We start from the raw sequence: 7,314 nt of genomic DNA, 5'->3' as shown, positions 1-7,314 counted from the left end.
GTCACTACGCTGGCAGAAATTTGCCATCCGAGTGTTCATGAGAAATCCGGGCTAGCCGCAGCCCGAAGGGTGGCACCGGTGGTTCGAACATCCCACCCATGGGCGAATAAATGAAAATCGGGAGGCTGAAGATCAGGCAGACCCAGAAACGGTTGCGCATGTCGCGCACCATTGCCTGCATGTCCATGCTGCCGCCGTGGCCCATCTCGTGAGCCATCTCGTCCTTTGCGCCAGTATGTTCGCCGTGTTCAGCAGGATGCGCCGTATCGTCGTGGCCGGTGTGGGAGGCATGGCCATCGTGGACGGGCGTGGACACAGCCCCGGCTTCGGTCGGCGGGTCCCCCGGGTCGCAAACGTGCCTGGGCAACTGTTCTCCGGAACAGTGATAGCCGCACTCGTGTATCCGGGCCTTGATAGCCTCAAGGTCCACCGTCGCCTCATCATAGGTGACGGTCGCGCTGCCGGCCACATAGTTGACCTCGGCCTTCTTGACGCCGGGCAATCTCAATAGCTGTTTCTCCACGCCCCGGGCACTCAGTGCCGATAGCAAGCCGCGGATCTCCACGACGGTATTTTTCATTCCTTGTTTCCCTTTCCTTATTTGCAGACCGGAGCTTTCGTCAGCCCGACGCGCGCCCGACACCGAGATGGCGATGAAGCCAATTGAAGATCGGGCAGAACACCAGCCCGACATAAGCGCCATATAGAAAACTCTCAATCAATCCGAGCAGAAATCCCCACCAGGTCAGCCACTTGAACGCCGGCAGCACCTGCTCGAGAAACGTGTGCATGTGCAGGCTTTGCGGCGTCACCAGTCCATAGATCACGCAAACGATGAAGGTGACCGCCGCAAAGAGGCCCAACGCCCAGGTAACCAGTCTTGTGTCAAGCATGTTCCGTCCTCCGTTAATGCCGATGGCCAGAACGTCTGTCCGGGTCGTTTTCCGACTTGTCCGGCGCACTATGTCCACCATGCCCGCCCCCGCCGTGACCACCATGTCCTCCGTGACCGAACATATGCATGCCCACGAAAACGATGCCAATAAGCACCGAGAACCAGTTTTCCGCCAACCATTCCATAAAGACCTCTCCAGTCTGCTGCTGTACCAGCTGCCTTTGCATTGCTTCAGGCCCGGGCATGGCATTTCCTGACGCAAGTCAACCACATCTGCCTGAATTCAAACTGAATTACCGGACCGAAACAGAGCACACCTTGATCTCGATCAAATTAGAAACAATGTCCTAAAATTGATGACGCATGCACTTGCCGGTTACTGAATTTACTGGAAACATGTTTTCTAGGAACACTCTGAGGAGAGAAAGGCATGAGCAACGAATCTTTCTCGGCAAGCATGCACCTTGAGCCTCAAAAAAGGCCTGCGGGGAAAAGCAGCATCATTCAGCTCAATCTTTTTCGAAAGGCGCTGAGATCTCTTCAGTTCGGCTCGTTATCACTTACATGGCCAGATGGAGAAAAGACGTGCCATGAAGGGAAGCAAGACGGTGTACATGCAGAAATGACAATCCTGCAGTGGCATGTCATTGATCGTCTGATCACCCACGGTGATGTGGGACTGGGAGAAGACTACATGGCAGGCAAATGGTCCACGCCCAATTTGCTTGCCCTAATGCGCCTTGTCACGGTGAACATAGTCGTTTTTGACCGCGCTTTACGCTCTAGCGTGGGGCTCAGGTTATGGCATTGGTTCAAGCATCGGTTGTTTTCCAATACGGTTAAGCGCAGCCGTGAAAACGTCCATGAGCACTACGACTTAGGCAACGATTTTTATCAGCTCTGGCTGGATAAGAGCATGACCTACTCCTGCGCCCTGTTTGGTGGCAACGAGTCCCTCTCGCTTTACGAGGCACAGCAAGCGAAATATGAGCGGATCCTTCAGCGACTGGCACCGGAACGGGGAAGCCGCATCCTGGAAATAGGCTGTGGCTGGGGCGGTTTTATGGAAGTGGCAACTGCACACGGGTGCCATGTAACCGGGGCAACCTTGTCCAGCGAACAGGCGGATTGTGCCCGCCAACGACTCCGGTCCGCCGGACTGGAGGGAAATACCGAGGTGCGTTTACAGGACTATCGGGAACTGTCGGGGCCGTTTGATTACGTGGTATCAATCGGGATGTTTGAACACGTGGGCGAGTCCTATTGGCCCACTTACATGAAGGATGTACACGATTATCTGAGACCCGGCGGCAAGGCACTGATACAAACCATTACCATTGCCGAGGAGCGATTTGAGCGGTATCGCTCCGGCAACGACTTTTTGCGGAAGCATATTTTCCCCGGTGGCATGCTGCCTTCCAGAGAGCGTTTTGAAGCCGTTGCCACTGATAACGGCCTGGTGGTGAACGATGTGTTTCAGTTCGGACAGGATTATGCCATTACGCTGGAAAAATGGCTGGCGAACGTGGACGAACAGCTATCGGCGATAGGGGCGTTGGGGTACAGCGAAATGTTCATGCGCAAGTGGCGGTTTTACCTGGCCAGTTGCGCCGGCATGTTTCGGGCCGGGGGTATTAATGTCATGCAAGTGGAGTTAAGTCGAAAGTAGTCGCCCCGTTAGACCCGGGGCGTTGGCGACAGCGACTGATGATTATGCGACCGCTGAATCAGGGAGAAACTTAAGATGAATGAAGCCAATGTACCCCGGCGCCGCTTTCTGATTGCGGCCACCTCTTTTGCCGCGGGGGCGGGCGTGGTGGGTGCTGCCATCCCGTTTATTAACTCGTGGAACCCAAGCGCCAAGGCGCGAGCTGTCGGTGCTCCGGTAAAGGTAGATACCAGCAAAATTGAACCCGGCGCCATGATCACGGTGGCGTGGCAGGGTAAGCCGGTCTGGGTGCTGAGACGCACCAGCGAAAATTTGGACAATTTACGAGAGGCAACGCATCGCCAGGAATTGCGCGATCCGGACTCTGAGATCAACCAACAAGCAGATTATGCCAGGAATGAATACCGCAGTATCCGGGAGGACATCTTGGTGGCAGTGGGTATTTGTACGCATCTGGGTTGCATTCCGAACTACGAGCCGGAGGGCACGGAGGAGGTCAAGCATGCATTGTTTTTCTGCCCTTGCCACGGATCGAAGTTCGACCTCGCCGGTCGGGTCTTTAAAAACGTACCGGCACCCACCAACCTGATTATTCCACCACATCAATATCTTGATAACAATGTGTTGGAGATAGGCACCGATGCCACAACCGGTTAACGCGTGTCCGTCGATTGCAGGAATCATTAATCGATAAAAGGAAACAACCATGAACGATCGATTCCGCCCCTCCTTGTCGGATATACCGGTTTCACCACGTCAGATCACTCTGTATATAGGCATTGCGGTTGCGGGACGATTACAGTGTTCGGTCGCGACTGGAAGATATTCTCGGTAGTGAAACCCGCAAAGCTGTTGCCAAACACGAATTGATAGAACTTGCACACACCAAGAAAGGCAGGGAGCCCGCCTTCGACCAGCCGCTCACAAAAGCGGTGATTGGCCAACCGCGGTCCGTCCGACGGGGGCGGCAGCTAATAGAAGCGGACATCTCTGCCGCGGCTTCGGCAAAGATGGCTAAATTTGGCATTGAATTGCCCGACATTCGTTTTAAGCGGATCAACTACAATGAAAGCGTTCGCCAGAATGATCAGCAAACGCCAGCAGATTGCCGAGCGATTCCGTTCCGAGGGTGCCGGCGAAGCCGCTAATTATCGGCGACAAGGAAAAGGATTTGCAGCGCATTGAGTCTGAAGCCTATCGGGAAGCTCAAACCATTCAGGGGGTGGCGGACGCGAAAGCCACGGAAATTTACGCAGCGGCGTATAACCAGTCGGAAATATCCCGTGATCTGTATGACTTTGTCAAAACCCTGGAGACCTATAACCGGGTGATCGACTCTTCCACCACGCTGGCATTAACCACTGAAAGCGAGCTACACCAACTGTTGAATGGTATAGGCCAAAACCCCTGAGGAGGGCTTGATGAACAAGCTGGCGTCCACGATTCGTTGCCCCGTGTGTGATATGAAAAAAATCAATCGCTCGCTACTATGGAATTACCAGGGTATCAACCACTATTTCTGTTCGCGTCAGTGCCTGGAGCGATTTAAATCCCGCCCGCATCTGTTTGTGGGCGATCCTCAACACGGATTGTCGCCCAAGCAGAAAAATCAAGTGATTCTAAAAAAACGCCGCATGCGACTCCGCGAAATAATCAGCGATGACCTCAAGGCTGATTTGAAAACATCACTGCAGTCGCTGATGGGTATTGATGCAGTGGACTTCACGGATCAGGAGCTGTATGTGACTTACGATCTGCTGCAGGCTTCCCTGGAAGATATCGAAAAAACCATCGAACAGGCGGCAACCCGGCTGTCAAAAGGTATGGCGGAACAGGTAAAACGCGGGCTGATTCATTACAGCGAGGAGTGTGAGCTCGACAATCTCGCACACCTGACCAAAAACAGTGACTGTCATTGAGCAAGAAAGCATGGGAAAAGGCATCAACTACACTTAGTCTACCTTTTTGCGGCGCGGTGTGGGGGGGCGTTGCTGTTTCAGAGCTTCTGGGCATAACCGTCATCTACAGGGAACTGAGCCACAGCGAGTTCAAACGCTGCCTGAAGCAGGGTTGGTTAAAAGATCTGATGGTTGGTGGGTAAACCACTCGCGACAGCTTAAAGGAACCTTTTGAAAGCAAAAACAATTTTGTCACCCCGAGGGTCTATATCGATCTGGCGGAAGAGCTTGCTCCCTATGACGTGGATTATAAAGGCGTCATCTCCTATGGGCCTCTCGCCACGTTGATCGGCTGGGTCGCACAGGCGGTATTAACGTCATGCGAGTGGAGCTAAGGCGAAAGAAGGCGGCTTGAAGATCAGGGATCTATGTTAACGAGCGTTCACTTATAAGTGACACCGTGTCGGTCAAATATTTCATAGACTTCTCTTGCTTCCTCCGCCGGCAACATCACCCGGATCGTCTGCTCATCCTTATCAATATAGATCAGATCCTGTGGAATTTCGCTGCCAATAAGGTCGTCTCGCGTATTGTGTGCCTGATCCATGTTCTCGAACTTACCATTAATAGCTTTACCCATCTTGTTTCTCCTTGTTGTTTAGCTTCTGCATAAAGCATAGATAACACATCAATTTCTGTAAATTTATGACATTGCCACGGACCGAGCGCCGTCCTTGAAACCATTCGCGGAGGGCTTAAAGACCCGTAAGTCGCGGATGATCGCCGGCCAGCCACACGCCTGCGTAACAGAGCTGACCGCGATTCGTGTTGTGTGCGGAAAACTTCCTGAGGCCTCCTCGACCGCACCGTTAGCCAGTGGCCCTTGCCATTCGGATTATCTTCCCCTCGGTCGGGGTGACTCCGCTTTCTTTCAGGCGGATGTCTGATTAACGCAACAGTGAGAAAGTCAGAACTTGACCTGTCCCCACAACCAGGCCTTGTCCGTATCCACACCGCGACCATCCTCGGCATAGCTGGCGAACTTGGCACCCACCGTGTAATGTTTGTTGACTGGGTAGGCAGCCAGCAGCCCCAGCTCAGAGCCATAGCTCAAGCTATTGATGTCACTGCTGTAGTCATGAAATATGGCCAGCAACTTGACTCCCTTTACTGCGGCACCCGCCGATACGTAAAGATCCTGCAGGCCATCGTCCGGGGTGACCAAGAACTGGTCGGCCCAACCGTTCATTGCGTGAAGCGTAGCCAGAGGAGTCTGAAATGATCGGCCGTCGTCCGACTCCAGGGTTTCCATGCCCACCTTGACCGTAACGCCATACGCGGCGAGGCCCGCTTCCGCCAGCCAATAGGCGGCCTCAAAGCTTTGCGGGTTGTCTGCATAGTCCTTCTGGATTGCGTACTCCAGAGTGTACAGGACTTTGGCGTCTTCCGTTACATCGGTGCCACCAGTGAATCGCAAGCCAAAATTCTGGGTTGAGTTGACGTCTGCGGTGGTAAAGTCGAACAGATATCCGTAGGCGGTAAGGGTTCCGGCGGCCAACCCCTGATACTGAACATTAAGAATCGGCGACTGCATGGGGAAATTGCCATTCGGGCTGGCGTCCGAGAATATCCGGTTAGCATTGTAAAGATAGCCCGCTGTAATCGTCGTGTCTGGAAGCGACTCGTTGGCGCCGATAAAGGCATCGAAGGTCTGCTCATTCTGGCGCCAGCCAACTGTGCCTATAAACCGGTGATTGTCCAGAGCAAAGCGCTGACGACCATAGGTCAGTGTGGTATCCGGAAGGCCTTTGTAACGTACGTAAATTTGGTTGACTTCGGTTTCCGTCGGATCAGCGACCACTGAGTGATCGGTTGTATCATTAATGGTGCTATTGTAGTTCTCATTCCCCACAGCGGTCACATCTTCCGCCTCGGCAAACACCTCAAACCCCTGGAAATCACCAGTCCGGTACCCCAGTCGGGTTCGAACGGTGGAAGCATGGGCTTGATCGAGAGGGTTGTCCTGATCCACAAATTCGTAACGGTAGCGAACTTCAAGCGAAACCGCTCCCCCGGTCAAGGCGTCGGTAAGGGTCTGGGACAGGACAGGCGTCGCGGAAGAGGCCAGAAGTGAACCAATGGCCAAGGCCAGCAACGACTTCTGGTTTCTTTGGCCTTTCCTGGCAGGGAGCGGCGTTAGCATCGTTTTCATCCTAGTGGTACCTTCTGTGGCCGTATAAGGGGTGAGTGGAGTCAATGTTTCATTCATGAGTCGATAATTCAGTTTAGGGCGCCTATGTCCGCGGCAACCTTGATATCGGTCAGATTGAGCCTGACTCGCAAGGGGTACCTCCAAAAGCTCACAGACAAAACGAGCAGGACAAGGTGCCATCACCTCATCCGTCTCACAGAGCCGTCCCTACGGGCCTCGTTTGCGGCTCATTCCATTGAGATACCTCTGGGCTTGAAGGACTGTGCGGCGCTTATTTCCTCAAATCCTAGAAAAAGCCACCAATGATCATTTGCAGATTTAACAGCTGCCCCATAGTCAGCCTGCCAAAGGCAATGAACCCCAAATGCGGATCGGAGAGGCGGAAAACTCGACAGAAAAACGAGAACTCCAGTAGACCAGCAGGAACAACCCAGACTCGGCTCCAGTTCGGCGAGGCTGCTTAGTAAACCAGCATAATGCGACAAACAATTTGACGCCTCTCAGAATCAACTTGATTTGACGCTGAAGGATGCCGTAGCTCTGACCCTATACACAGCCTAGAGTAAATCTCGTGACCCTCCCCGGTGTTAGTGGCCAATTAAAATGACCCACTACTGGCCATTAATTTTGACCCACCCCC

At 53.4% G+C, this 7,314-nt stretch carries 8 protein-coding genes and 1 pseudogene; 5 read left to right on the top strand and 4 right to left on the bottom strand.

Features of this window, described 5'->3' with window-relative positions; translation table 11 throughout:
• Positions 1–4: 4 nt before the first annotated feature.
• Together RO069_RS08735 and RO069_RS08730 are read right to left on the bottom strand one after the other, a co-directional pair.
• Positions 5–580: a heavy metal translocating P-type ATPase gene (locus RO069_RS08735; RefSeq protein ID WP_328186785.1), complete on the bottom strand. Its 576-nt coding sequence runs from the start codon at positions 578–580 to the stop codon at positions 5–7.
• A 40-nt stretch (positions 581–620) separates the two neighbouring features.
• Positions 621–893, bottom strand: a complete 273-nt coding sequence (locus RO069_RS08730) for a DUF5676 family membrane protein (RefSeq protein ID WP_091854502.1) — start codon at positions 891–893, stop codon at positions 621–623.
• Between the two features lie 432 nt (positions 894–1,325).
• Here RO069_RS08730 and RO069_RS08725 point away from each other — a divergent pair, with 432 nt between their 5' ends.
• From RO069_RS08725 to RO069_RS08710, 5 genes and pseudogenes are all read left to right on the top strand, one after another.
• Positions 1,326–2,564 carry an SAM-dependent methyltransferase gene (locus tag RO069_RS08725; RefSeq protein ID WP_248237037.1) on the top strand — a complete coding sequence of 413 codons (1,239 nt, stop codon included), beginning with the start codon at positions 1,326–1,328 and terminating at the stop codon, positions 2,562–2,564.
• A 75-nt stretch (positions 2,565–2,639) separates the two neighbouring features.
• Positions 2,640–3,221, top strand: a complete 582-nt coding sequence (gene petA / locus RO069_RS08720) for a ubiquinol-cytochrome c reductase iron-sulfur subunit (RefSeq protein WP_213477909.1) — start codon at positions 2,640–2,642, stop codon at positions 3,219–3,221.
• Positions 3,222–3,343: 122 nt separating this feature from the next.
• Positions 3,344–3,598: pseudogene (locus RO069_RS22105) on the top strand (hypothetical protein); the annotation flags it as partial.
• A 137-nt stretch (positions 3,599–3,735) separates the two neighbouring features.
• Positions 3,736–3,975: a hypothetical protein gene (locus RO069_RS08715; protein WP_091855218.1), complete on the top strand. Its 240-nt coding sequence runs from the start codon at positions 3,736–3,738 to the stop codon at positions 3,973–3,975.
• 10 nt (positions 3,976–3,985) lie between these two features.
• On the top strand, positions 3,986–4,483 hold the full coding sequence (locus tag RO069_RS08710) for a hypothetical protein (protein ID WP_248237039.1): 498 nt from the start codon (positions 3,986–3,988) through the stop codon (positions 4,481–4,483).
• 421 nt (positions 4,484–4,904) lie between these two features.
• On the opposite strand, the gene RO069_RS08705 is transcribed toward RO069_RS08710, so the two are convergent.
• A complete protein-coding gene (locus RO069_RS08705) occupies positions 4,905–5,102 on the bottom strand; it encodes a hypothetical protein (protein ID WP_091855216.1) in 198 nt (65 codons plus the stop codon).
• A gap of 327 nt (positions 5,103–5,429) precedes the next feature.
• Positions 5,430–6,674: an alginate export family protein gene (locus RO069_RS08700; protein WP_228285437.1), complete on the bottom strand. Its 1,245-nt coding sequence runs from the start codon at positions 6,672–6,674 to the stop codon at positions 5,430–5,432.
• Between the last annotated feature and the right edge of the window lie 640 nt (positions 6,675–7,314).

This window comes from Marinobacter sp. OP 3.4 (assembly GCF_036224885.1).
GTDB lineage: Bacteria > Pseudomonadota > Gammaproteobacteria > Pseudomonadales > Oleiphilaceae > Marinobacter.
This window is presented reverse-complemented; position numbering and strand designations above follow the sequence as displayed.

Excerpts from the sequence above, each read along its gene's own strand:
- RO069_RS08735 (WP_328186785.1), bottom strand. The coding sequence starts at position 580 with ATGAAAAATACCGTCGTGGAGATCCGCGGCTTGCTATCGGCACTGAGT.
- RO069_RS08730 (WP_091854502.1), bottom strand. The coding sequence starts at position 893 with ATGCTTGACACAAGACTGGTTACCTGGGCGTTGGGCCTCTTTGCGGCG.
- RO069_RS08725 (WP_248237037.1), top strand. The coding sequence starts at position 1,326 with ATGAGCAACGAATCTTTCTCGGCAAGCATGCACCTTGAGCCTCAAAAA.
- petA (WP_213477909.1), top strand. The coding sequence starts at position 2,640 with ATGAATGAAGCCAATGTACCCCGGCGCCGCTTTCTGATTGCGGCCACC.
- RO069_RS08710 (WP_248237039.1), top strand. The coding sequence starts at position 3,986 with ATGAACAAGCTGGCGTCCACGATTCGTTGCCCCGTGTGTGATATGAAA.
- RO069_RS08705 (WP_091855216.1), bottom strand. The coding sequence starts at position 5,102 with ATGGGTAAAGCTATTAATGGTAAGTTCGAGAACATGGATCAGGCACAC.
- RO069_RS08700 (WP_228285437.1), bottom strand. The coding sequence starts at position 6,674 with ATGAAAACGATGCTAACGCCGCTCCCTGCCAGGAAAGGCCAAAGAAAC.